Below are 23,296 nucleotides of genomic sequence, written 5' to 3' on the forward strand. Positions count from 1 at the left end.
CGGCCTTCAGGCCGCCATCAGGTCAGTCAGATCGTCGGTGTCTCGTCGACGACCTCCTTGTGCGGTTCGACGACGAACTTCCAGCCGTCGCTGGGCTCCAGGAACCGCACTCGGGTCGGGTAGATGTCGAGGGCGCGGCGGTCGCGGTTCTGGCTGGCGCTCTTCCGGCCCCGGGTCGGCTCCTCGTACAGGTCGACCTTGACGTCCGGCACCTCGACGACTTCCTCGTTCCAGCGCTGGACGATCCCCGCGCCGAATGCGTCCCGCGCGGCGGCGTAGAGCGCCTCCAGGGATTCCTTGTTCCCGTTGGGCACGAAGAGTGCGAGGTTCAGGAGGACGCCGGCACTCTGGAGGACCTCGATTTCCTCCCCTGTCTCGTCGGCAACCCAGATCCCGCCCTCTTCGGCATTGTCCGGCAGCACATGGATTTCCTCACCGAAGATCGTCCTCGCGGTGAAGGACCCTCCCTCAAAATTCGAACCCGGCCCCGTGAGGAAAGCCGGGGCGTAGCAGTCGAGAGGAAGGCCATCCGTCTCCGCCGAGACGAAGATGCTGTCCTGGAGGCCCAACTCCGCAACCTCTTCGGCCGTGAGACGTCGAGCCGCAACCTTCTCGGTATTCACGCCATTCCCCTTTTTTCGTGGCGTCCTGTGAATTCATCAAGACTCTACCACGAAAACGGCCAACCAGTTCCCGTTACACATGTCTTCGCACTCACGACCGCACCGGTCAGCCCTCCGAAAATTTCCTGCCGACGGAACAGCAGACGAATCTTCTCGTATTGCCGGGCGGAACGCGGAACCCGTGGAGAAATGCGGCGATGCCCGAAAGGTTACCTACCTGCTTCGGTGGTGTTTTCGGCAACGAAATCAGCCGCCGAGTGGAATGCGAGCGGACTTGACCGAATGGCAGCGAGCGAACAAGAGGCTCCTTGTCCGGGCCTGCGGGCGGAAGCCGCACAGGACGGGCGGCGGGCACGCACACTGCTCCGTATGACGACACCCGCAGAGCAGCTCCGGTCCTTCGCCCGCACCCGCGCCTCGCTCGACGGCGAAGAGGTCACGTACTGGTGGTACGGAGACGTGTACGCGTGGGCCCCTGACGAGCCGTACCAGCGCGTCTTCGGCTTCGAAGGGCTCAACGTCGCCCGACTGGTCCGCGACTCCGAAGCCGGCCCGGACGCCTACCAACTGCTCACCCGCGAGGCCGCGTTCTACCTGGACCCCACCGACCGCGAGATCCTGGAGACCTGGCAGGACCTGCCGGTGGTGCACGTCTGGAACGACCCGGCGAACCAGAAGTGGCGCCCCTTCCCGGTCCCGACGACCGAGCTCGGCGGACAGGTCTGCTTCAGCCTGGAGATCCCGCTCGCCTACCCCTCGCCGCTGCCGGTGGCCCAGTATCCGGTCCACTCGGCCGGCGACACGTACAAGGCCCTGGAACTCTTCCAGTTCTTCGCCGACCGCGCCGACCTGGCCGGCCCGGCTCCCAGCGTCCCCGCCACCATGTCGTGGACCCGGATGTCCCCGTGGCTCCCGTGGATGGCCCGCGGACAGCGGCCGGGCGGTCTCACCTTCCACTGCCGGGGCCGCAAGCTCGGCTCGTATGCCGAGGTCCCCGAGCGGACCCGTGCCTACATCGCCGATCACCACCCGGAGTTCGCCCGGGCCCCGGAGAGGTGGAGCGAGCCGAACGAGACCAGTTGGACGTACTTCCGCAAGCTCAACCCGCCGAAATAGCCGCGGGCTTCCCCGGCGAAGCGGCCGCGGGCTTCCCCGCCGACGTAACCGTCGGGCTGTCCGACGGCCCCCGTGCCGCGCCGGCCCGCACCAACTGGACAAGGGCGCCCCCGGGGAGGGGCGCCCTTGTCTCAGACTCGTGCCTCACGAGGCATGCCTCACGACACATGTCTCACGACACATGTCTCACGACGCGGCTGGATGAGGCCCGCGTCAGGAGATCGTCACCGGTCGTCAGGAAGCGGATTCGCCACTGGCCTTGCGGCGGCGCCCGGCAAGGACCACGACTGCGCCGAGGGCCACCGCCGCGCCGGCCGCCGCGGCGAACCGCGGGAGCGCCGAGGGGGATCCGGTGCTGGCGAGGGAGCCGGTCACCGCGGCGTTGGTGGCGGCGACCGGGGTGGTGGACGTGCCGCCCTGCGGCTTGTTGTCCGGGGTGTGCGGCGCGGGCTTGCCGGGCTTGCCCGGCTTGGCGTCGTCGACGTCGTCGGTGGCGCCGCCGGCGGCGAGGAGTTCGAAGGCGTACTCGGTGGAGAAGTTGCCGCCACAGGACTCGTCGTCGTTGACGTAGTCACCGGCGACGAGGGCGAGGCCGTCCCCGGCCGGAGCCTTGGCGTCGACCTTCACGCGCAGCTTCACGTCGGCGTGGGCACCGGCCTTCAGCGGGCTGACGGAGCCGGCGTAGCCACCCTGTTCCACGTTCTTCCAGGCCGGGGACGCGGCGGTCGACCACTGCAGGTGGAAGGCGTCGTCGATGACCTTGTAACCGCTCTTGTCCGTCGCGTGGAAGTAGACGAACGGGGATACCTCGTCCAGCGTCCTGTCCGTGCCGTTGGTCACGCGGAGCGAGAAGTCGGTCGTCGTGCCCGCGACGATCTTTGACGGCAGACCGGTGACGACCGTGCTCAGCTTGGGCTCGGGAACGCAATCCGGCTCATCCGGCTCCGCCGCTTCCTCCTTGGCGTCGGCGAGCGCCTTGTCGGCGGCCTCCTTCGCCTTGAGGGCCTCTTCCGGCGCGTCCTGGTACTTGGCGTACTCCCGAGCGGCGGCGACGCGCCCGTCGTCGGCGGCCTCCTGGGCCGTCGCCGCCTTCTCGTCTGCGGCGGTCTTGGCGTCCTCGGCGGACCGGGCAGCGGCCTCGGCGTCGGTGACGGCCTTCTCCGCGGCCGCCTTCTCCTCGTCGGTGGCGGTCTCGGGCAATGCGGCGAGCGCGGCTTTGGCGTCGGCGAGCGCGTTGTCGGCGTTCCCCTTCGCGACGGCAGCGGCGGCCGCCTGGTCCTTGGCGGCCTTCGCGGCGACGGCGAGGGGTGCGTCGTCGGAGAGCGCGGCCTTCAGGACGACATACGCGGCGGCCTTCGCGGCCACGGCGTCGTCGTACGCCTTCTGCGCCTTCTCGGCGGCCTTCTCGAGTTCCTCGATGGAAGGCTTGTCCCGCTCGCCCTGCTGCTGCGCCCGCGCGGCGGCGGGCGGCTTGGCGTCGGCGAACGCCGGGGTGACGGAGAGCAGGACGACGGGGGTGGTCACGGCGGCGGCGACGGCCGTGGCAAGAACGCGGCGAATCTTCAACGGAGTCCTTCGCGGGTCCGAAAACTGGTTTCGACAAACAGGTTCGACAAGCGGGTTCGACAAGCGGGTTCGACGAGCAGGTTCGAAAAAGTGCTGAGGCAGCCGCTGCGGCAGTACCCACGCAGGACCTCGCCGGTGATCGTATGACCGGAAATACCGTTGTCGGAAGCACGTGAGGAAGGCACCGAGCGCGGCACCCCTCCCTCACGCGAGAGGCAATTACCCCATAGGGGGACAGTTGCCTTCCCCGCGCGGGCCACTTTAGTGATCCATGTCATCTGGGCCATCTGACGGAGGCGCGCACCGGGAACCGGCCGCTCGCCTCGGCATGGTGAGGCGAGGTGAGCGTCGCCTCCGCGTCGGCCCGTCGACGTGGCTCAGCACGACGCAGGCGCGTTCAGCCGTGGGCCCGAGGCGATCGGTGGCGGCGAGCGGCCCGCTCCGTTCAGCCGTTGTCCCGGCCGACGCTGCCTCACCAATTAGAGTGGTCACCGATACGCAGAGCACATGTGCACGACAGAGCGTAACGGGTGAGGGGCCACGGGATGCGCGATGCCGATCTGGATGTGTCGGGGGACGACCTCACCCAGCTTGCGAACGACCTCGACGAGATGCGGCGCTACCTGGAACAACAGACCCGCGGCATGGACGAGGTCGTCGACAGGATCGCCGCGGGCTGGCAGGGCCCCACCGCCACCGCGTACCGCTCCCTGCACCGCGGCGTCGCCGAGGACGCCGTGCGCATCCGCCAGGTGGTGATCCTCCTCGAAGCGGCCATGCGCGCCTCGCGCGACGGCTTCACCGAGCAGGAACTCGACACCCTGGCCCGGATCCGTCGATCGCGGGAGAGCGAGGACGTGTCCGCCGCCGCCCGCGCCCTCACCGTGCCCGAGCCGACGCCCGCGCCCCACACCGGTCAGCCGAAGAGCCGCATTCTGGATGTTTGAACCACAGGGGATCAGCACCATGCAGGACGAGGACCGGATCACCGTCGACTTCGCCACTCTGCAGCGTCTTTCCGGGGACCTGGAGGAGATCCTCCGCGCCCTCAACGAGAAGCTGGAGACGTTGTACGAGCGGGCCACCAAGGTCGTACTGAGCTGGGACGGCGAGGCCCGCGAGGCGTTCGTCGACGAGCTGGACAAGTGGAGCCGCTCCGCCGACGATCTCAGGGCCGCCCAGGCCTGGCTCCACGAGGTCGTGGTCAAGGGGCACCTCAACTACGCCGCGGCCAACAGGTCCGTGCTCGAGGGCTGGGGAGGCGGTGCCTGATGGCGGGACCGTCCGTCCCCGCACAGTCGCCGGGCGGCGCCGGCACCATTGACGTCAAGCCGAGCAATCTGTGGTCGGTCAGCGGCCAGGTCGCCGCGCAGCAGGACTTCCTGGTGCGGGGCGCCAACACACTCCTGGAGGAGCTGGGCACGTATCCCGACGCCGGAGGCGCGGGCACTGACGCCCAGAGGTTCGCCCAGGCGTACAAGAAGACCGGCAACCGCTGGCTGGAGGTCTGGGGCCGGTCCGTTCTGAGCGTCGGCGGTGTCGCCGTCGGCTTCACCGAGACGGCCAACGCCTACACCAGGGCCGACGCGGCAGCCCATCCGAAGCCGGGGAGAACGGCCGAGCAGCGCCCTCTGCCGTCGGTCATCGACCGGGCCCCGAAGTTCGACTCGGTGCCGGACATCAAGTGGGGCGACGACGACGGCGGCGACGACCTCCTGCGCGGCCTGATGGAGGGGATCCCGGAGATCGTCCGAGACGTCATCCATCCCCTGTGCAAGCACGTGTTCCGGGTCGGCAGGGTCGCGGACGTCCACCCCTTCCCGCAGCAGCACTACCTCAACTCCCTGTGTCACAGCTGGATGAACGTCTCCGTCGTCGCGACGACGGGGGCGGACCGGCTCACCCAGGCCGTCGGGACCATCACCAACCACCAGCAGGCCGACTGGGAAGCCGCCATGCGGACCTTCTGCAGCGCCCTGTGGGGCGCGACGGCCTGGGGGCAGCAGCGGCACGGCTACCAGTGGGGCCAGACGGTCCCCGCCGGCCAGGGGCAGCCGCGGGTTCCCTCGGGCAGCGAGCCCGTCATGGCCGTCCTGAAGGACACGGCTGACAAGATCGCCACCATCCTCCGCGAGTACGCCGAGGCCGCCGTCGATCTCAACCGTGACGTCGCGGACGAGCTGCACCGCGCCATGTGGGCGGCCGCCAAGGAGATCATCGAGGACCTGGCCAAGCCCAAGGACCCCAAGAGCGTCCTCAGCGCGGTCACGTCCGTCATCGGCAAGGGCGCGGGGCTGGTCCTGTCGTTCGACGTCAAGACCGTCCTGAACATCGACACGGCCAAGCTGAACCGGATCGTCGACACGTACACCGGCACGCTGGGGGGCCTGACCACGCGGATGGAGGCGCTGAAGGGGCCGCTGGACGAGGCGTACCTGAGCGCCCCCAAGTTCGAGGCAGGCGTCGCGCGCGCCCACGGCTTCGGCGCCCGCGCGCTGGAGGAGTTCAAGGACTCGCAGGTCTGGTTGAAGGTCGACTCGAACGGCATGTACGAGCTGAACCTCGCCGCCAACGAGTATCTGGAGAACGGCCACACCTTGGACAAGCACGTCGGCAAGACCGACGAGCAGCTCGCCCAGCGCCTGCGCGACCAGCAGTCGGGCGGTCCGACGCAGGCCTGGCCGTACGGCAAGCCCATGCCCAACAGCTCTTCGGCCTTCCCGAACTACCGGCGCGCGGAGGAACTGACCCAGTACAACCTCAACAAGAACAAGGCCGCCATCGACGCGTGGATCAAAGGCCCACCGCCGCCGGAGGAGGGGAAGGTCGAGAAATTCCAGTCGACCGCGCCGAACGGCGAGACCTCCGGCCGCAGTGTGAGCAAGCAGCCCGTGAACCCGAACGACCCGATGTCCGGGTACAAACAGGGAGGATCTGATGCCAAGGCGTACGACGTGAACGGCATCGAGACGCGTCTCAAGTACGACAGCAGTCGCAATCCCCCGTTCACGGTCATGACGTCGATGCCCTACAGGCCCCAGAACACGCAGGTCCCGTAAGTCCCCGAGAAAGGCCCACACCACATGCCGTCCGTCGACCAGTCGTCCTGGGACAGCGCGGTACGCCACCTGTACGCGGACGCGTACGCGTACATCGCCACGGGGCCGCGCCGCCACGAAGACTGGACGCTCGACGTCCTCACCGTGATGGCCCGGACCCCGGACCCCCGGGGCTGGGCCGTCGTCGACGACGCTGCTGAGGATCCGGAGCGCGAAGGGTTTCCCACGTACCCGTTCGCCGTCCACCCCGCGGAGTACGTCGCGCAGCGCCTCAAGGAGATCGATCGGGACAGCGCCGAGAACCTGCTCCTGGCCATCACCGAGGGCGGCTGTACCTTGTCCAACCTCCAGTACTTCGCCGAATCCCCGGACGAACTGCGGGCGATGGCGCGCACGATCCTCGCGCGTTACGGAGACGAAGCCACTTACCACACCAACGTCAGCAAGCGCGGCAGCGCGCCCGGCACACTCGACTTCACGCTGGAGGCCTTCGGGTACAACCCGCTGGGCGTCTACATGGAGGACTGCGGCCTCGTCGTCGTCTCAACCACCGAGGTCGGACTGTTCTGGAACTTCACCGACTGACGATCCGGCCACCGATTCGCACGAGCACAGCTGCTGACCCGGCGATTTGAGAGGATCCCCCCGTGCTGACGCGATCCGCGACGTACCCCGACCGGGAGACCGCCCAGTGGGCCACCCAGCAGGTGGTGACCGCCAACGAGCAGGCCATCCACCACTGGCTCGCCCAGAACACCCGGGCCCGCCTCACCATCGAGGCCGCCTGGCCCTCCCGCGAGGAGCCCGTGGGCCGGGTCCAGCTGGAAGCCGAGCTGCTGGCCGGGCGCGGGCCCGTCGACGTCCGCGCGGCGCGCGTGGTGCTGCGCCGCGAGCCGTCGAGCCCGCACGGCTTCGTCGTCCACACGACCGTCCCCTTCTACCTGTAGGCGGCCGTCCGCACATGTCCATGAAGCCCCTCGAACACGATCGCCGGTACGGCGAGTTGGACAAGGTGATGCGCGCGTACCTGGGGCAGCCGGCCGACGACACCCCGGAGAGGCGCAGCCGCGCGCTGGACGCGTACCTCCGTCACACCTGGCACACCCGCCCCTCTGCCATCGCGGAGGCGGAGCGCCAGCTGCGCGAGTACAGCCGCAACCCGCCGGGCCGCATCCGGCTCGGCCTGGGCGAGTTCTACGCGGTTCCGGACATCCGGTTGCCCCAGTCGGAGATCGGCGACTGGCTGATGATGCTGGCCGACCACCTGAAGAAGAGCATCGAGGAAGGCGACGTACCGGAACCGTCGTCCCCGCAGACGCACTGGGAGTGGCACGCACGCTTCCCGGAGACCGCGCAACTGCTCGGCGGCTGGTTCTCGCAGGACATCGCCGACGAGTTCCCCGACCACGGAGCCGCCGTCGCCGACTACGCCGCCACCACCGACCCCCAGCTGGTCGCGCGCCTCGTCGGTGAACTCCACGAGTTGCTCGCGCTGCCCCTGGACGAGGCTGACTACGCCCTGGCAGCCGCCGAACTCGGCATGGAGGTCAGCCCGCCCGAGCCGTTCTCCTACGGGGCCTGGTTCCAGTCGCTGGCCACGACGCTGTCCGGCACCTGATCCAGCCACGGTCGGCTCCGCTTCCGGCTCCGGCGGCGCCCACTGATCACCGCCCACTGATCACCGCTCACCGCTCACCGCTCACTGCTCACTGCTCACTGCTCACCGCACACCGCACACCGCTCACCGTCCCAGGATCCGGTCGACGTCGGCCATCTGCCCGGCGGTGAGCGGGCCCTTCGCGAGCGCGCCCGCGTTCTCCTCGGCCTGGGCGACCGTACGGAAACCGGGGATGGGGATCGTCCGCTGGGCGCGGGCCCAGATCCAGGCGAGGGCGCCTTGCGCGAGGGTACGGCCGTCGCTGGTGAGGACGGAACGCAGGGACTCGACCCGATCGAGCCAGGCCGGGTCGGCGCCCTCGTTCGCGGTGAATCCCGGCAGCCACGCGGGAGGCGCGTTGCGGATGTCGCCGTTGTCCAGGGCGCGCTCGGCGGTGTGCTTGCCGGTGAGCAGGCCCATGGCGAGCGGGCTGCGACTGATGCTCGCGAGGTCCGCCTCCGCGCAGAGGGCGAGGAGTACGGGAGCGTCCTGGAGGATGTTCAGGCGGTGCTGGACGGCCGTGCAGTGCGGGCCCTCGGCGAAGACCGCGGCCCGGGCGGGATCGTCCGTGCTCCAGGCGTACGCGCGGATGAGGCCCTCGCGCACGAAACCCTCGCAGGTGTCGCGGAGCCGGGCCGCCCGTTCCGGGTCGGCGTCGGAGATGTGCAGCTGGTAGAGGTCGACGTAGTCCGTGTCCAGACGGCGCAGGGAGGCTGTCAGGGCGCGGCGCGCGTGCTGCGGGGAGTCGTCCTGTCCGTGCCTGGTCCGGGTCTCCTCGTCGAAGAGGTTGCCCCACTTCGTGGCGACGACGACATCGGTGCGGCGCTTGCCGAGGGCGCGGCCGAGCAGGCGTTCGCTGTGGCCGGTGCCGTATACGTCCGCGGTGTCGAAGAAGGTGACGCCGAGGTCGAGGGCGCGCCGGATCGCGCGCACCGACTCGTCGTCGTCGACCTTGCCCCAGCCCAGGGGTCGCCCGTCGACGGACTGCCACTCGCCGCCGATGGCCCAGCACCCGAAGCCGAGGGCGCTCACCTCGATGCCGCTGCGGCCCAGTGTCCTGATGTGCGTGTTGGTCTCCATGCCCGCGCACGCTAGTGCCCCTCCCGGCAACGTTTGCCCCGTCGCGACGCCCGGCACGCGCGCTCGCCGCGTTGGCCACAAGTCCAGGTAGCTCCGCTACATGGACTTCTGCCCGCCTTGCGATCACACGCACCGGACGCCGCTCCTTGACGGGCAAACCTTGCCGGTCGCGGCACTAGCCACCGGGTAGCCACCGGAACGCCCACTCCGGCCAGCTCGCATCCGAAACTTTCGAAACCTGGTGGCGCTTCTTGATCCCATATCGACCGGACTTCGACCGACAGAAGCCGCGTCGAACGAGCAACGCATACGTTCTGACCAGGCATGATACGAACGAAAGACACCTTCACCCCACCCCAGCATTACCGGAAAGGTTGCGGAAACTATTGACAGCCCGCTCCGGCCGCTCCAACCTGTCGGCACGTCAGTACTCAACCACTGTCGGTTCCCGGGTCGCCCACGAGCGGTACGCCCCGCCCGGCCACCACCGACAGGGCCCGCCTGGGCCGGTACGCACCGGCCCGCGGCCTCCCGCCTGCCCTCACGAGGAGGAAGCACGGACATGGACAAGGCCCCCGCACACCAGATCAGCCGCCGGAAGTTCATCGGCCGGGCCGGCACCCTGGCGCTGGCGACATCCGGGCTGATGCTGCCCGGCACCGCACACGCCGACACGACCATCACCACGAACCAGACCGGTACCAACAACGGCTTCTACTACTCGTTCTGGACCGACGGCGGCGGCTCGGTCGCCATGACGCTGGCGGGCGGGGGAAGTTACCGGACCTCCTGGACCAACTGCGGAAACTTTGTCTGCGGCAAGGGCTGGAGCAACGGCGGACGCAGGACCGTGCAGTACTCGGGCAGCTTCGCCCCGTCCGGCAACGGCTACCTGACCCTCTACGGGTGGACGTCCAACCCGCTCGTGGAGTACTACATCGTCGACAACTGGGGCACGTACCGGCCCACGGGCGAGTACAAGGGCACGGTCTCCAGTGACGGCGGTACGTACGACATCTACAAGACGACGCGCTACAACGCGCCCTCCGTCGAAGGCATACGCACCTTCAACCAGTACTGGAGCGTCCGCCAGTCGAAGAGGACGGGCGGGGCCATCACCACCGGCAACCACTTCGACGCGTGGGCCCGCTCGGGAATGAACCTGGGCAGTTTCAGCTACTACATGATCCTCGCGACGGAGGGATACCAGAGCAGCGGGAGTTCCAACATCACGGTGAACGCGTGACCGCGAACGGATGACCGCGAACGGATCACCGTGAACGGATGGCCGCGAACGAATCCGCGCAGGTGAGCGGCCATATCTCCGAGAGCGTAAAAGGCCTTCCGAGCTGCCGAGTTGGGCATGATTGCCGACAGTTGGAGCTACGGAGGAACAGAGCATGCCCGGAAGACTGCGGGGGCGACTGCGGTACTGGTTCGACGGCACGATGGACCGGGGCACCCCCGCGCTGATCGGCTGGCTGGGGCTGGCCTCATTGGCATTGATCACCCTGGTCTCCGGGACCGTGGTCGTCTTCGCCCACGAGGACACCGAGGAGAACGGCGGCTGGCCCGGCGTCGTCTGGATGAGCCTGCTGCGCACCCTCGATCCGGGGACGATGGGCGGGGACACCGGGCAGCCGCTGTTCCTGATCCTCATGCTCACGGTGACGATCGGCGGGATCTTCATCGTCAGCGCGCTGATCGGTGTGATGACGACGGGCCTGGAGACCCGGATCCAGGAGCTCCGCAAGGGCAGGTCCCGGCTGATCGAGCACGAGCACACCATCGTGCTGGGCTGGTCGGACCAGATCTTCACGGTGGTCGCCGAGCTGGTGGAGGCCAATCAGAGCGAGCGGCGCTCCTGTGTGGTGATCCTCGCCGACCGGGACAAGGTCGACATGGACGACGAGATCCGGCGGCGGATCCCGGACACCGGAAAGACACGGGTGATCTGCCGCTCCGGCAACCCGTTGCAGCGCGGCGACCTGGAGCTGGTGAGTCCGGACACGGCCAAGGCGATCATGGTGCTGCCGCCCGTCGGGGCGGAGAGCGACATCGACGTCATCAAGGTGCTGTTACTGCTGAACAGCCGTACGTGGCGGGGACCGCGCCCGAACGTGGTGGCTGCCGTGCAGAATTCCGCGAACCTGGCGGCGGCCCGGCTGGCCGCCGGCGAGGACGCGCTCGTCATCGACGTCGACGACATAGCCGTACGGCTGATCGTGCAGTCCCACCGGCAGTCCGGCCTGTCCACCGTCTTCAACGAGTTGCTCAGCTTCATGGGCAACGAGATCTACCCCTGGACCGAGCCGGCGCTGACCGGCGCCACCTACGGGGAAGCACTGAACGCCTTCGCACTCGGCGTACCCATCGGCCTGCACCGCGCGAACGACGAGATACGGGTCAACCCGGCGATGGACACCGTCATCGGGGAAGGGGACCAGCTGCTGGTCCTCGCCGAGGACGACCTGCTCATCAAGACGGCGGGTGAGCGGCCCACGATCGTGGGGTCGGCGATCGCGACGGCCGGCGTCCGGACGCCCGAGCCGGACCGGACGCTGCTGATCGGCTGGAACCCGCGGGCAGCGAAGATCATTTCGCTGCTCGACCGGCTGGTGCGGCCGGGATCCGTGCTGGACGTGGCGGCCCCGCGGCAGCCCGTGGAGTACGTGAGCGGCCGGCTGGACAACCTGACGGTGGGCTTCAAGCGCTGCGAGCCCGTCCACCGGCCCTCGCTGGAGGCCCTGGGCCTGGACGACTACCGCCATATCGTGGTGCTGACGGACGAGTCGATCGCCCCCGGGCGGGCCGACGACCGCACCCTGGTCACTCTCCTGCACCTGCGGGACATCGAGATCCAGCTCGGCGACCCGTATTCCATCGTCACCGAGATGAACGACGACGCCAACCGTGAGGTCGCGCAGGTCACCAAGGCCGACGACTTCATCGTCAGCACCAAGGTCATCAGCCTCCTGCTCACCCAGCTCACCGAGAACCGCCACCTGTACGCGGTGTTCGCCGACCTCTTCGACCCCGAGGGATCGGAGATCTACCTCAAGCCGGCGGCGAGCTACCTCGCACCGGGCGCCGAGGCGAACTTCGCCACGGTGATCGAGGCCGCCCGGCAACGGGGCGAGACGGCCATCGGCTACCGGCTGAAGCGGCACAGCGACGAACCACCGCTCTACGGTGTCCACCTCAACCCGTCCAAGACCGCGCCGCTGACCCTGTGCGAGGGGGACTCGGTCGTGGTTCTCGCCGAGGACTGAGCCACGGCCTGTCCCGTTCCGCGAGCCGTTCGGCCCGCGCGGACTACGTTCGCCCGGCCCGCGCGGACCGCGCTCGCCCGGCCCGGGCGTCAGCCCGCCGGTGCCGCGGTGGCCACGGCCTCCGCGGTCAAGGGCGCGTGCAGGTAGTGGGCGACCCGTACCAAGTGCGCGCGTTCCTCGGCCGGTTCCGTGTCCAGGCCCGGCAGCGGTGTCTGGTCCTCGCGGGGGCGCGGGGCCGTACCGGCGTTCAGCGCCTCCACGGCGGACCGCAGCGCGGCGGCAACGATCAGGGCCGCCCGGTCGTCGGCGGCCAGGCCGTCCCGTTCGGCGAGCCGGCCGGCGGCGGTGACGACCGCCGGGCCGACCCAGGGGCGCAGTGTGAGCTGGCCGTCGCGGATCTCCAGGCCGCGCCGGGCGGTGCGCCACTCCAGGTCACGGACCGCGAGCCGCTCGGTCCAGGCGGACGGGGGAGCCTCCAGGGCCAGGCGCTCGTCCGCCCGGTACACCAGGTCCCACAACGGGCGCAGGGCCCGGTAGTCGCTGCGCCGACGCCGCCAGGCGGAGACGGCGGGACCGGCGAAGCCGGCGGTGATGAGCACCGCTCCGAGCGCGGCGAACACCGGGCCGAGGGCCGTGCTCAGCCATTCCGCGCCCGTGACCCGGGCGAAGGCCGTGCCGATCGCGATGAGCTTGCACAGCACATAGCCGCAGGCGACGACTCCGCCGAGGGCGATCAGCCGGATGCCCCGGTGCAGTCCGCCGCGCGGCAGCCGGTCGGCGTGCCCCCGGCACACCCGGCTGATGTCGATCAGCGCGAAGCCGAACAGCGCCTGGTAGATGACCAGGAACGCCGCGATCCGCCAGTCCGTCGCGAACGTGGTGTCGAACGTGAGCGGTGTCTCCGGGCTGGTCGCGTCGCCGGCGAGGAACAGCCCGACCATCACCGGGACCAGAACGGCGAACACCGCCAGCCGGCGCCGCACCTGGTGCCAGGTGTCCGCGGTGACCGCGTCCCACACCCGTACGCCGGTGCGCTCCTTCGGCGGGGTCCACATCCGTGCCAGCACCACGGCCGCGGCGGAGAAGCCCGTGATGCCCAGATAGACGAGGACCGTCGCCAGGTTCCCGCGGTGCGCGACCCGGTCGATCAGCCGGTACACGACCGGGGCGGCCACGACGAAGGCGGTGGCGGGCGCCGCGATGGTCAGGGCGACGACGAGCAGGCCCTGGGACGGGTCCCGGAGCCAGGCCCGTATCTTCAGGGCGGCCACGACCCAGGCCACCGAGCCGATGCCGAGGTAGACGATGTTGTACGGGGTCTCGGACACGTCAGACATGCTGGCCCTTGCGGTGCTCCAGCGCGGGCGCCAGCTGTGAGGTCGTGCCGGCGCCGGGCGCCAGGACGAGGACGCGGGTCAGCTCGGCCCCCAGGATCTCCGCCTCCTCCTCCGCCGCCTCGTCGTAGTGGGACCGGCCGAGTACCAGCCGGAGCATGTCGGGGTCGATCGTGGGCAGCTCCACGTGGCCCGTCTCCTCGTCCTCGGCCGGGGGTTCGGCCAGATGGCCGCAGAGCAGGTGCGCCAGCTCGTGGCAGATGATGTGCGCCCGGTGCAGACCGGACGTCTCCTCCTCGACGTACACCACGTCGACGTCCGCGCGTCGCTCCACGAACCCGGAGGGCTCACCCACCCGCATCCGCCGGGGCACCAGCTCGACGCGGCGGCCGGTCCGCTCGGCGACCGCCGCGCACATCTCCTCCACCGTGCTCATCCGGGGCAGGCCCAACTGCCTGACCATGGCCCGCATCCGGCGGCGGGTACGTCCAAGATCTCGCACGTCGTCCCCATCAGCCCCATCAGCGGCGTCGGCCAATCGCCAACGCCCGAGCGGCGTCCGCCCGGATGGCGTGTACCCGTATGGCGCCTGCCCGTATCCGGTCACGCCTCGGGGCTGCCGTCGGGCAGCCCGACCGCCTTCCGTAGCTGCTCCACCACGGTGAGGGCGGCGTCCTGCATCTCGGGGGGCAGGCCGGCCGCACGCATCGCGATGCGCTCGACCCGAGCGTCCCGCAATGCCTCGATCTTCCGCAAGTCCCGCTCGACGGCCTGTGCGGTGGCGGAGTCGGTGAAGTAGTCCAGCGGGACGCCGAAGAACTTGGCGATCTTCACCGCGTTCTCCAGGCTGGGCTTCTGGGTGCCCTTGCGGAGGTTGCCGATGTACGTGCCGCTGAGGCCGGTGCCCTCGGCGATCTCCGAATCGCGCCAGGGGCGGCCCAGGTCCCTCGGGTAGATCACCGAGATCACGCGGCGGAAACGGGCCGCGAAGTCGGCCGAGTCGGGGGAGTCGGCGGAGTCGGGCGAGGCGGGCACGTCGGAGGACGCGGGAGCGCCGGAAGACGCGGGGGCGCCGGGCGACACGGAAGTGCGCGGCGTGGCCAGCGAGTCCCGAGAGTCCGACGGGTCCCCACCGTCGCCGGGTCGGAAGGCCGACGCTTCTGAACGTGGAGGATCGGTGGCCATGGGCCGGATCATAGAACTCCTCGGCCTGCGGAGGACATCACACCGCCTCATCGATTACACGATCGTTGTGACCAAATCGCCAGCAATGGGGCATTCGGTGACGGATTATAGGCGCTCACCTCTCGAACGCTCAACCATAGTTGACTTAACCTGGCGGTCGCGCCAGGATCGACAGCAGTGAACACGCGCACCCGCACCGTTACCTCGACAGCCTCGCCGGCAACGGCGTCCGGCTCCGGGGTGCCGGGCACCGCTGCCCCACGGGGGTGGGCATCGGAGCCCGGCGCTCCGGAATGACGGGTGGTTCGCGGGGCGCGATGAGGCACGCGCCCCGGCCGGCCCGCGTACGGTACGGCCGAGGCGCCGCCGTCAGGCGTACGTCACGTACCCATCCCTGACGCACCTGCTCTTGACGCTCCTGAGCTTGGCTCTCCTGTCCATGACGCGCGTGTCCTTGACGTACCCATCCGTCCTGTACTCGTCACGCGCGCTCGACCAGGACCGTGAACGCGCCGGTGTTGTTGTCCTCGTTGGGGTCGTACGCCGTCTTCCCGCCCCACACCGTCATGCTGCGCACGTCCCCGCTGGTCGTGGCCGGCGCGTCCGCGTCGACCCGGACCGTGAACGGCAGACTCGCCACCTGTCCGACGTCGAACGGCCTGCCGATCGTGCAGACGTACTGACGGGCGCCGGGCTCCGGCTCGCCCATCCCCCCGCCCGTCCAGACGCCGCAGCGCTTCGGCAGCCGCACCGCCGTGGTTCCCTCGGGGATGTCGACCAGCACCGCGAGATGGTCGTCGGAGGTCAGCAGGTTGACGGACGCGGGCCCGTCGTTGCGCACCTTCGCCGTCAATGTGACCTCGTCACCGGGCTCGGCCCTGACGGTGTCGCCGGTCACGGCGATGTCCGCGGTGTTGACCGCGTTGACGATCCACCGGACGTGCTCGGGCCCGGAACCGCTGGGCGGGGCACTCCCATCCGGTACGAGCGAGAGCACGGGCCGGTGAGCGGCACCGTTCAGGGCGGAGGGGACCGATGCCGCCGTCGACACCGGAGCCGAGGCCGGAGCCGAGGCCGGAGCCGAGGCCGATGCCGATGTCCGCGTCGGTGCCGACGCCGAGGCCGGCGTGATCCTGTAGTGCAGGAACTCGAAGAGCGCCGTCCGCTTGACGTCGAGCCCCACAGCCGTGGACAGCCGGTACCGCTTCCCCGGTTCGACCGGTCCACCCATGTGGCACACCGCCTCCCCCAACGTCTGCCCGGGGACCTCGTCGTCGGTCGCCCCGTACTCGCAGTTGGCGAACCGCTGAGCGAAGCCGAGCCCCGGGGTGGTCACGAGCCGCAGAATCGCGTCCCGCGCGGGCAGCGAACCGGCGTTGGAGACGGTGATCGGGGCGTCCAGGGTCGAGCCCGGCACGGCACTGTCCGTATCGGGCAGCCAGTTGACGGACAGTTCCACCGTGCCGACGGTGACGCGCACCGTGGTCTCGACGACGGTCGCGTTGGACGACGTGGCGAAAAGCCGGGCGGTGCCGGTCGTGCCGAGCGGGGCGTCCGGCTTGGCGAACACTTCGAGCAACCCGCCGGCGTCACCGTCCGGAGCGATGTCCTTGGCGGGCCAGAAACACCGGGTGCCGACACAGCTCGCGCCGCGGAAATCGGCGAAGGAGGCGATCCCCGAGACATCGACCCCGACCACGACGTCCTCGGCGGTGCCGCCGCCGGCGTCACCGCTCAGACTCCAGCCGATCTGGGCGGGATCGACGCCGTCGGCGGGCTGGGGAAGGCCGACCTCCGGCCGGGCGACGTGGAAGTTCAGGACGGGGCCGTCGGGCGCGACGGCATCAGCCGCCTGGGCGGGAGCGGTGACGAGGACGGTCGCGAGGAGGGCCGTCGGGAGGGCGGTGACCGCCGCGGTCACGGTGGCCGACCACCGGCGCGGGCGCTGCGATGACATCTCGTGAACCCCTTTCTGTTCGCTGGGCGTTGTGGCCGTGGCTCCCTGTGCGACGGGGGACCGCTGTGGATGGTTGTGCGGAGGCTCGCGTTCCCCGGCCGTCAACCGCCCTGCCGGTACTCACCCATCACCCGAGGGACCGAAATATGCCGCCATCTTTGGCGATACTTTCTGGGCCCCGATCTGGACGAGGACTGCCCGGATGGGCTCATGCACACGCCCGTACGACGCGCCGCCCGACACTCGGCCGGAATTACGTCGCGCGCCACCCCTTGCGGCCGCCGAAACTTTTGCTTCACTTTCCGAAAGGGCACTGCCCTGGAATCCGCACCGAGACCCGCACGTTCCGTCGACCTCCGAGGAGGAAGCGTGACCGGAAAGCTGACACGCAGGGAGCGGCACAGGAAGCAGCACGGAGAGCAGCGGAAACAGCGAGCGTTGTCCGTCCGGGCGCGCGGGCACGCTCTGCTGGCCGCCGCCGTCGTGGCCGCCACCGCCTTCGCCTCGGCGCCCTCCGTGAGCGCCGCGCAGCCCCCCGCGCGAGACTCCGCGCCGACGCACGCGACCTCTTCGCTCGCGGCCTCGACGCTCGGCGCCGCGGCGGCCGAGAAGGGCCGGTACTTCGGTGCCGCGGTCGCCGCGAACCACCTCGGCGAGTCGGACTACGCGGCCACGCTGGACCGGGAGTTCAACAGCGTCACACCCGAGAACGAGATGAAGTGGGACGCCGTCGAACGCACCCGCAACTCGTTCACCTTCGGCTCCGCCGACCAGATCGTCAGCCACGCGCAGGGCAAGGGCATGAAGGTCCGCGGTCATACGCTGGTGTGGCACTCCCAGCTGCCCGGCTGGGTGGGCGGACTCGCGGCCGGTGACCTGCGCTCGGCGATGAACAACCACATCACCAAGGTGATGCAGCACTACCAGGGCCGGATCGCCGCGTGGGACGTGGTCAACGAGGCGTTCCAGGACGGGAATTCCGGCGCCCGGCGCAGCTCACCGTTCCAGGACAAGATCGGCAACGGCTTCATCGAGGAGGCGTTCCGTACCGCCCGGGCCGCCGACCCCGCCGCCAAGCTCTGCTACAACGACTACAACACCGACGGCCAGAACGCGAAGAGCAATGCCGTCTACGCCATGGTCCGCGACTTCAAGGCGCGCGGTGTGCCGATCGACTGCGTCGGCTTCCAGTCGCACTTCAACAGCCAGTCCCCGGTGCCCGGCGACTACCAGCAGAACCTCCAGCGCTTCGCCGACCTGGGCGTCGACGTACAGATCACGGAGCTGGACATCGAGGGCTCCGGCAGCGCTCAGGCCGACAGCTACCGCCGTGTCGTCCAGGCGTGCCTGGCCGTCTCCCGCTGCACCGGCATCACCGTGTGGGGCGTGACGGACAAGTACTCGTGGCGCGCGAGCGGCACTCCGCTGCTCTTTGACAACAACTACGGGAAGAAGGCCGCGTACACCTCGGTGCTGTCGGCCCTGGGCGGCACCAGCGGCGGGGGCGGAGGCGGCGGCCTGACCTGCACGGCCACCTACTCCGAGACGGAACGGTGGGGCGACCGCTTCAACGGCAGGGTGACGGTGACGGCCGGGGGCGCGGCGATCAGCGGCTGGACCGTGAGCGTCACCCTGCGGTCGCCGCAGACGGTCTCCACGACGTGGAACGGCAGTCCCACCTGGGAGGCCGGCGGCACTGTGATGACGATGAGGCCGAACGGGAACGGCAGCCTGGGCGCCGGGGCGGCGACGAGCTTCGGCTTCACGGTCATGGCGAACGGCAACTGGACGGCACCGACGGTCGGCGGCTGTACCGCCTCCTGAGAGTCCCGCCCGGCCGGAACACGCGCGCGGCACGGCGCCCCCTCACCGGGGTCGCCGTGCCGCGTCCGTTTCCGCCGGCGCGCGCCATGCGCCACGCGCGACGCGCTACGCGCTACGCGCTGCTCTTGATCGCGTCCCGCGCCCGGTCGAGCATCGAAGTGAACGGGCCCACGGCCCACTGCGCCTTGGGCGACCCGGCCACGGCCGGGTGCGGGTGTGTCGGCGCCATCTTCTCCGCCGCCCGCAACCGCTTGCCCATGGTCTGGAGCTGTTCCCTCGTGCGCCCCGAGCGCACCGCCGGGAACTCCTCCCGCTCCTCGTGCTCGGCGTGCTCGACGACCGACTGTGCGAACTCCGCGAATTCGGCGTCGAACTCCGCGCTGTCGAGATCCATCCTCTCCAGCTCGGCGAGCACGTGGTTCGCCTCCTTCTCCTCGCGGTTCCGGGCGTCGGCCTCCCGCTTGCCCGCGGTGTCCTCCGCGACCGGGCGGACGATCATCTCCTCCGCCGTCTCGTGGACGGCGAGCAGGGCCCGCAGGTCGTCGAACGCCTGCCGCTTGGCGCTGCCGCGCGTGTTCCTCACCTCTGTGCAGAGCTCCCGGATACGAGCGTGCTGCTCCAGCAGGATCGCCACCACGTCCCCGTCGGGCAGCCGTGCCGCCTGCTCCCGGTCCGCCTGTGCCTCACCCATGTCGAAGCCTCTCTCTCGGACGTATGCGCTCCCCTGTCGGGTCACCGCGTACGCCGCCGCGAAACACCGGAACGCCTCCGCCCCGGCCCCGGCTCCTCCTTCGTCACACGTACACCGCGTAGGCGAGGAAACCGATCGCGAAGAGCAGGACGACGAGGGCGATGAGGACGAGCGGGCCCTTCGCCCAGCCTCTCGTGGGGTTGTGGGTCTCCAGCGGCCCGGCTCCGGACAGGCCCCCCTCGCCGGGCGGAGTCTCGCCGGGCGGCACGCCGCCTGGCTCGACGCCGGGTGTGCGGTCGGGGTCGGGGCCGGGGCTTGGTCCTGGGCCGGGGACGGGGCCTGGGCCTGGGCCTGGGCCTTGGTGCGAGTCGCTCATGCCCTATGGGTGCCCCTTATCCGGGCAAAAGCACCCGGCTGTTCGGGCAAACGGGTACGCGGCCGGCTCAGTTCGGCGCCCCGGCGAGAAGGCGGGGAAAACCACGTCCCCCGGCCTCAGCACGAGGTCGGGGGACGTGGTCGTGGCCGTGTGGGCGCGGTCGGGGCGTGGGGCCCGGGCCGCGGCCCTGAGGGTGACGCCTCTCAGGCGCGCAGGCGCAGGCGCTGGCCCGGGTAGATCCGGTCGGGCCCCTCGACGAGGATCTTCTTGTTCAGCGCGTACAGGGCCTGCGTACCGCCCTTGACGCCCGCCCGCTGCGCGATGAACGACAGGCAGTCGCCCGCCCGCACGGTGTAGGTGTTCGCGGACGCCGGGATGGGCCGACGCGACGGCGTGACGGTCCCGTACGAGGACGGCCGGTTCGTCCCGGTCACGCTCGGCGTACCGCCCGACGTGCCGGAGGACGCGCTCCCGGATGCCGTGCTGCCGGCGGCCGAGCCGCTGTTCGAGCTACCGTTCGAGCTGCTGCTCCAGCCGTTTCCGGTCGATCCCGAACCGGACCCCGAGCCTGAGCCGGTGCTCGACCCCGAACCCGAGCCGCGCCTGCCGCAGTGCGGCCACGCCGACAGTCCGCGGTCCCGTGCGACGGCCTCCGCCACCGCGACCTGCTCGGCACGCGTCGCGAGATCGGCGCGGGGCGCGTAGCGGTTACCGCCGTACGCACGCCAGGTGGAGGGCGCGAACTGGAGACCGCCGTGGTATCCGTTGCCCGTGTTGGCGTTCCAGCGGCCGCTGCTTTCGCAGGCGGCGATGCTATCCCAGTCGGTTCTGGGGGGTACGGACTCTGGTACCGCTCGATGGACCGAATCGCGGGCGGTTTGTGTTCCCGTGATGGTGGCGGCCACCGCGGTGCTCTGGCCGGCGAGGCCGAGCACGCTCAGGACGGCCATCAGGACGGGCACGACGGCGTCGAAGGGCCGTTTGGCGACGGGTGTGGTTGGCATGGCGTGTTTCCTCCACTGAGTTCCGGCAGCGCCGTGACGCAGTGCTCGCCACGACCTGTGGGCACGCACCAAGAAACCCGCCAATATGGTTTTCAGTGCGTCGGATGAGCACGACTTGCTGATATTTCACCCGTGTGGCCGCCCCGGAGCGGCACTACGCACTCCTGATGAATCGTCATATCAGCTGCTCACCCAAGGCCCTCGGGATGCCGGGTCCTGGATGCGCGGCCGTCATGACATGGCGTCAGCCCCAGCTCTGGGAGTACTGGTTGCGGTAGCTCGCCTTCTCCGTCCGTATGGACTGCGCCACCGCCAGCCCCAGCACGCTCACCACGATGAGCACCAGCCCCGGGATGAGGGTCTCGAGGTCGACGATCCCGGTCACCGTGCGCTGCGCGCCCGGCCCCGGAGCCGCGATCCCCCCGGCCGCCGGCACCGAGGGAGCCGGAGCGGCGTCCGACGCGCCGCCCTCACCGCCCTCCCGGGCGCCGCCGCCCGCTTCTCCCGCCGCGGTGGCGGCGCCGGTCAGCCGGACGCCGAGGGCGTTCATCGCCGACGTCACCGGCTCGAAGAACGTCGTTCCCCCGCTCGTGCAGTCCCCGCTGCCGCCCGACGTGATGCCGAGCGCGATCCCCTCCGCGAGCAGCGGCCCCCCGCTGTCCCCCGGTTCGGCGCAGACGGTGGTCTCTATCAGCCCGGAGACCGAGCCCTCGCGGTAGTTGACCGTGGCGTTCAGCGCCGTGACCTGCCCGCTGCGCAGCCCGGTCGTGCTGCCGCTGCGGAAGACCTGCTGGCCGACGACCGGGTCCGCGGCGCCCGTGACCCGTACGGCCTGGCCGTTGCCGATGTCCACGATGTTGGCGTCGGCGCCGGGGGCGGCGCCCTCCTCGTACCGTACGAGCGAGAAGTCGTTCCCCGGAAAGCGTCCCGCGACCGTGGTGCCGATCTGACCGGCCGACAGGTTTTCCGCGAACCAGCCCGTGCCCACCGGCCCGCAGTGACCGGCCGTCAGGATGAACTGCTCGGCGCCGTTGGTCACGTTGAACCCCGCCGAGCACCGGCCGCCGTTGGTGAGGATGGGCGCGGCGCCGTTCACCCTGGTGGTGAAGGTGCCTTCCGTCCTGCGCATCTCCACGGACCCGCCGATGTCCCGCGCGACCGCCGACATCCGGGACCAGTCGGCGGCGGAGACGGTGCTGTCGGCCCGTACGACGACCTTGTTGGACGCGTAGTCCACCGCCCACGCCGTGCCGGCGACCCGGGAGGACCGGCTCAACGTCTCGGTGGCCGAACGCAGTTCGCGCATGCTGTAGCGCATCACCTGGGGGCGCGCGCCCGCCCGCCGGACCTCGTCGGCCGCGGCCTCGTCGGTGACCGCGACCACCGGCAGGCCGTCGGACCCGATCCAGGTGCCGGCCGTACGGGAGGGTCCGAGCCGCTCGACCAGGCCCGCGCCCGTCGCGGCCGCCCCGGACACCCCGGATGTACCGGGCGTACCGGACGCGCCGTTCCCGCCCGCTCTCGCCCCGCCGGGCTCTTCGGCCACCGCGTTCGAGACCAGCAGCCCACCGCACAGGAGTCCGCCGACGGCCGCCAGTCGGACGATCCGCCGGAGGGTGCGTCGCGCGTGCTTCATCCGTGGCTCCAATGCCGTACCGAGTCGCGTCGCCAGCGCCGGGGCCCGGGGGCGGGGAACGATGGGCCCCCCTTCCATACGTACGCGCGCGCCGCCGCGTTCAGTGCGGGCGGGCACGGGCGGGCAGCGGGGGCGAGGCAGGGCGTACGACAGGGCGAACGCGTCGGCCGCCGCCATGAGTCGCGGCCGGCCACGCCCCACCGTGGTCCGCATCCGTGAATCGTGCCCGAACCGTTGTCAGCGTGACCTGACGCCCCTACGCTCACACGGTCTCGTTCATGAATACCGTTCACATGTTTGACGGGAGCGCGGAACGGTCTGTGGTGCTCACCGGGCGGGGCGGACCGGGCCGGCATGCGCGCCTGGAACGAGGACTTCCTCGACTGGCTGGTCGACTCCCCCTTCGGCAAAGAGGAGTCGGCCGCCGACGGCAGCCGGCCCCAGGAGCTCGACCGCACGCGCAGCTGGCACTACTCGACCTTCGACCTCGTCGCGTACGCGCGCCTCGCGGCCGTCGGACAGCACGTCGGCGTCAATCTCCGGACATATCAAGGGCCGGAGGGGCAGGGCCTGTTCAAGGCCGTCCGCCATCTGCTGCCGGCCGCGACCGGAAAGACTCCGTGGCCCCACCCGGAGCCGGACTTCCGCCGGTACGCGGCGAGCGACATCGTGCGGGCGGCGGCCGACGCGGGCGACCGCGCGGCCCGCGCCGCCGTACCGCACCTCGAGGCGCCGCCCGGCGGCGACCTGTGGCCGCTCAGGCCGGCCGCGGAGCAACTGGACTCGACAGCGGAACAGCAGCCGGGCCCGACGGCCGGCCGATGAGCTTTGACCACACCGCCGTTGAGGAGCGGCGGGGGCCATGTGGCGATCGCACGAGGGATCCGTAAGGCTGTTCCCCCGGTCCGAACGGACC

Annotated in this window: 21 protein-coding genes and 1 pseudogene; 11 read left to right on the forward strand and 11 right to left on the reverse strand. The window is 70.3% G+C overall.

The genetic code is table 11. The features are described 5' to 3' along the window. Positions 1 to 26: 26 nt before the first annotated feature. Positions 27 to 623, reverse strand: a complete 597-nt coding sequence (locus ACU6P3_RS15930) for a hypothetical protein (RefSeq protein WP_344278469.1) — start codon at positions 621 to 623, stop codon at positions 27 to 29. 369 nt (positions 624 to 992) lie between these two features. Between ACU6P3_RS15930 and ACU6P3_RS15935 the strand changes: the two genes are divergently transcribed. Continuing rightward, complete coding sequence (locus ACU6P3_RS15935) at positions 993 to 1,739, forward strand: DUF1838 family protein (RefSeq protein ID WP_447197686.1); 747 nt, start codon at positions 993 to 995, stop codon at positions 1,737 to 1,739. Positions 1,740 to 1,973: 234 nt separating this feature from the next. Here ACU6P3_RS15935 and ACU6P3_RS15940 read toward each other — a convergent pair whose 3' ends face one another. Further along, positions 1,974 to 3,305, reverse strand: a complete 1,332-nt coding sequence (locus ACU6P3_RS15940; RefSeq protein WP_447197687.1) for a peptidase — start codon at positions 3,303 to 3,305, stop codon at positions 1,974 to 1,976. 545 nt (positions 3,306 to 3,850) lie between these two features. Between ACU6P3_RS15940 and ACU6P3_RS15945 the strand changes: the two genes are divergently transcribed. The 6 genes from ACU6P3_RS15945 to ACU6P3_RS15970 all read left to right on the forward strand — a co-directional run bounded on the left by ACU6P3_RS15945 (position 3,851) and on the right by ACU6P3_RS15970 (position 7,982). Then, positions 3,851 to 4,252, forward strand: a complete 402-nt coding sequence (locus ACU6P3_RS15945) for a WXG100 family type VII secretion target (RefSeq protein WP_447197688.1) — start codon at positions 3,851 to 3,853, stop codon at positions 4,250 to 4,252. Positions 4,253 to 4,271: 19 nt separating this feature from the next. After that, positions 4,272 to 4,577 (forward strand): WXG100 family type VII secretion target, encoded by a 306-nt coding sequence (locus ACU6P3_RS15950; protein ID WP_447197905.1) that lies wholly within the window; start codon positions 4,272 to 4,274, stop codon positions 4,575 to 4,577. Continuing rightward, complete coding sequence (locus ACU6P3_RS15955; protein WP_447197689.1) at positions 4,577 to 6,364, forward strand: RNase A-like domain-containing protein; 1,788 nt, start codon at positions 4,577 to 4,579, stop codon at positions 6,362 to 6,364. The genes ACU6P3_RS15950 and ACU6P3_RS15955 overlap by 1 nt, the downstream gene beginning before the upstream one ends. A gap of 24 nt (positions 6,365 to 6,388) precedes the next feature. Next, positions 6,389 to 6,949, forward strand: a complete 561-nt coding sequence (locus tag ACU6P3_RS15960; protein WP_344278488.1) for a hypothetical protein — start codon at positions 6,389 to 6,391, stop codon at positions 6,947 to 6,949. A 62-nt stretch (positions 6,950 to 7,011) separates the two neighbouring features. After that, positions 7,012 to 7,311: an RNase A-like domain-containing protein gene (locus ACU6P3_RS15965; RefSeq protein ID WP_344278490.1), complete on the forward strand. Its 300-nt coding sequence runs from the start codon at positions 7,012 to 7,014 to the stop codon at positions 7,309 to 7,311. Between the two features lie 14 nt (positions 7,312 to 7,325). Further along, on the forward strand, positions 7,326 to 7,982 hold the full coding sequence (locus ACU6P3_RS15970) for a contact-dependent growth inhibition system immunity protein (protein ID WP_447197690.1): 657 nt from the start codon (positions 7,326 to 7,328) through the stop codon (positions 7,980 to 7,982). Between the two features lie 123 nt (positions 7,983 to 8,105). Here the strand turns inward: ACU6P3_RS15970 and ACU6P3_RS15975 are convergent, their stop codons facing one another. Continuing rightward, a complete protein-coding gene (locus ACU6P3_RS15975) occupies positions 8,106 to 9,101 on the reverse strand; it encodes an aldo/keto reductase (RefSeq protein ID WP_447197691.1) in 996 nt (331 codons plus the stop codon). Positions 9,102 to 9,663: 562 nt separating this feature from the next. On the opposite strand from ACU6P3_RS15975, the gene xynA reads away from it, so the two are divergent. Then, positions 9,664 to 10,347 (forward strand): endo-1,4-beta-xylanase XynA, encoded by a 684-nt coding sequence (gene xynA / locus ACU6P3_RS15980; protein WP_447197692.1) that lies wholly within the window; start codon positions 9,664 to 9,666, stop codon positions 10,345 to 10,347. Between the two features lie 154 nt (positions 10,348 to 10,501). Continuing rightward, entirely contained in the window at positions 10,502 to 12,373 is a 1,872-nt protein-coding gene (locus tag ACU6P3_RS15985) for a CASTOR/POLLUX-related putative ion channel (protein WP_447197693.1), read from the forward strand. An 89-nt stretch (positions 12,374 to 12,462) separates the two neighbouring features. Here ACU6P3_RS15985 and ACU6P3_RS15990 read toward each other — a convergent pair whose 3' ends face one another. The 4 genes from ACU6P3_RS15990 to ACU6P3_RS16005 form a co-directional block, all read right to left on the reverse strand. Further along, positions 12,463 to 13,701 (reverse strand): MAB_1171c family putative transporter, encoded by a 1,239-nt coding sequence (locus ACU6P3_RS15990; RefSeq protein ID WP_447197694.1) that lies wholly within the window; start codon positions 13,699 to 13,701, stop codon positions 12,463 to 12,465. 1 nt (position 13,702) lies between these two features. After that, the gene (locus ACU6P3_RS15995; RefSeq protein WP_344278508.1) at positions 13,703 to 14,209 is read right to left on the reverse strand and encodes a hypothetical protein; all 507 of its coding nucleotides are present in this window, start codon (positions 14,207 to 14,209) and stop codon (positions 13,703 to 13,705) included. Between the two features lie 101 nt (positions 14,210 to 14,310). Further along, positions 14,311 to 14,892 carry a helix-turn-helix domain-containing protein gene (locus ACU6P3_RS16000; protein WP_447197695.1) on the reverse strand — a complete coding sequence of 194 codons (582 nt, stop codon included), beginning with the start codon at positions 14,890 to 14,892 and terminating at the stop codon, positions 14,311 to 14,313. Between the two features lie 481 nt (positions 14,893 to 15,373). Continuing rightward, positions 15,374 to 16,849 carry a hypothetical protein gene (locus tag ACU6P3_RS16005; RefSeq protein WP_447197696.1) on the reverse strand — a complete coding sequence of 492 codons (1,476 nt, stop codon included), beginning with the start codon at positions 16,847 to 16,849 and terminating at the stop codon, positions 15,374 to 15,376. Between the two features lie 516 nt (positions 16,850 to 17,365). Between ACU6P3_RS16005 and ACU6P3_RS16010 the strand changes: the two genes are divergently transcribed. Then, a complete protein-coding gene (locus ACU6P3_RS16010; protein WP_447197906.1) occupies positions 17,366 to 18,673 on the forward strand; it encodes a glycoside hydrolase family 10 protein in 1,308 nt (435 codons plus the stop codon). Positions 18,674 to 18,785: 112 nt separating this feature from the next. Here ACU6P3_RS16010 and ACU6P3_RS16015 read toward each other — a convergent pair whose 3' ends face one another. The 4 genes from ACU6P3_RS16015 to ACU6P3_RS16030 all read right to left on the reverse strand — a co-directional run bounded on the left by ACU6P3_RS16015 (position 18,786) and on the right by ACU6P3_RS16030 (position 22,380). Next, positions 18,786 to 19,364, reverse strand: coding sequence for a hemerythrin domain-containing protein (locus tag ACU6P3_RS16015; protein ID WP_447197697.1), 579 nt, complete (start codon positions 19,362 to 19,364; stop codon positions 18,786 to 18,788). 103 nt (positions 19,365 to 19,467) lie between these two features. Continuing rightward, a complete protein-coding gene (locus tag ACU6P3_RS16020) occupies positions 19,468 to 19,740 on the reverse strand; it encodes a DUF6480 family protein (RefSeq protein ID WP_447197698.1) in 273 nt (90 codons plus the stop codon). A 203-nt stretch (positions 19,741 to 19,943) separates the two neighbouring features. Beyond that, positions 19,944 to 20,744 (reverse strand): LysM peptidoglycan-binding domain-containing protein, encoded by an 801-nt coding sequence (locus ACU6P3_RS16025; RefSeq protein WP_447197699.1) that lies wholly within the window; start codon positions 20,742 to 20,744, stop codon positions 19,944 to 19,946. Positions 20,745 to 20,988: 244 nt separating this feature from the next. Beyond that, entirely contained in the window at positions 20,989 to 22,380 is a 1,392-nt protein-coding gene (locus tag ACU6P3_RS16030) for a S1 family peptidase (RefSeq protein WP_447197700.1), read from the reverse strand. A 339-nt stretch (positions 22,381 to 22,719) separates the two neighbouring features. Between ACU6P3_RS16030 and ACU6P3_RS16035 the strand changes: the two are divergent. Beyond that, positions 22,720 to 23,205 (forward strand): annotated as a pseudogene (locus ACU6P3_RS16035) (alginate lyase family protein); the annotation flags it as partial. Positions 23,206 to 23,296: the final 91 nt, after the last annotated feature.

Source organism: Streptomyces hebeiensis (genome assembly GCF_052983195.1).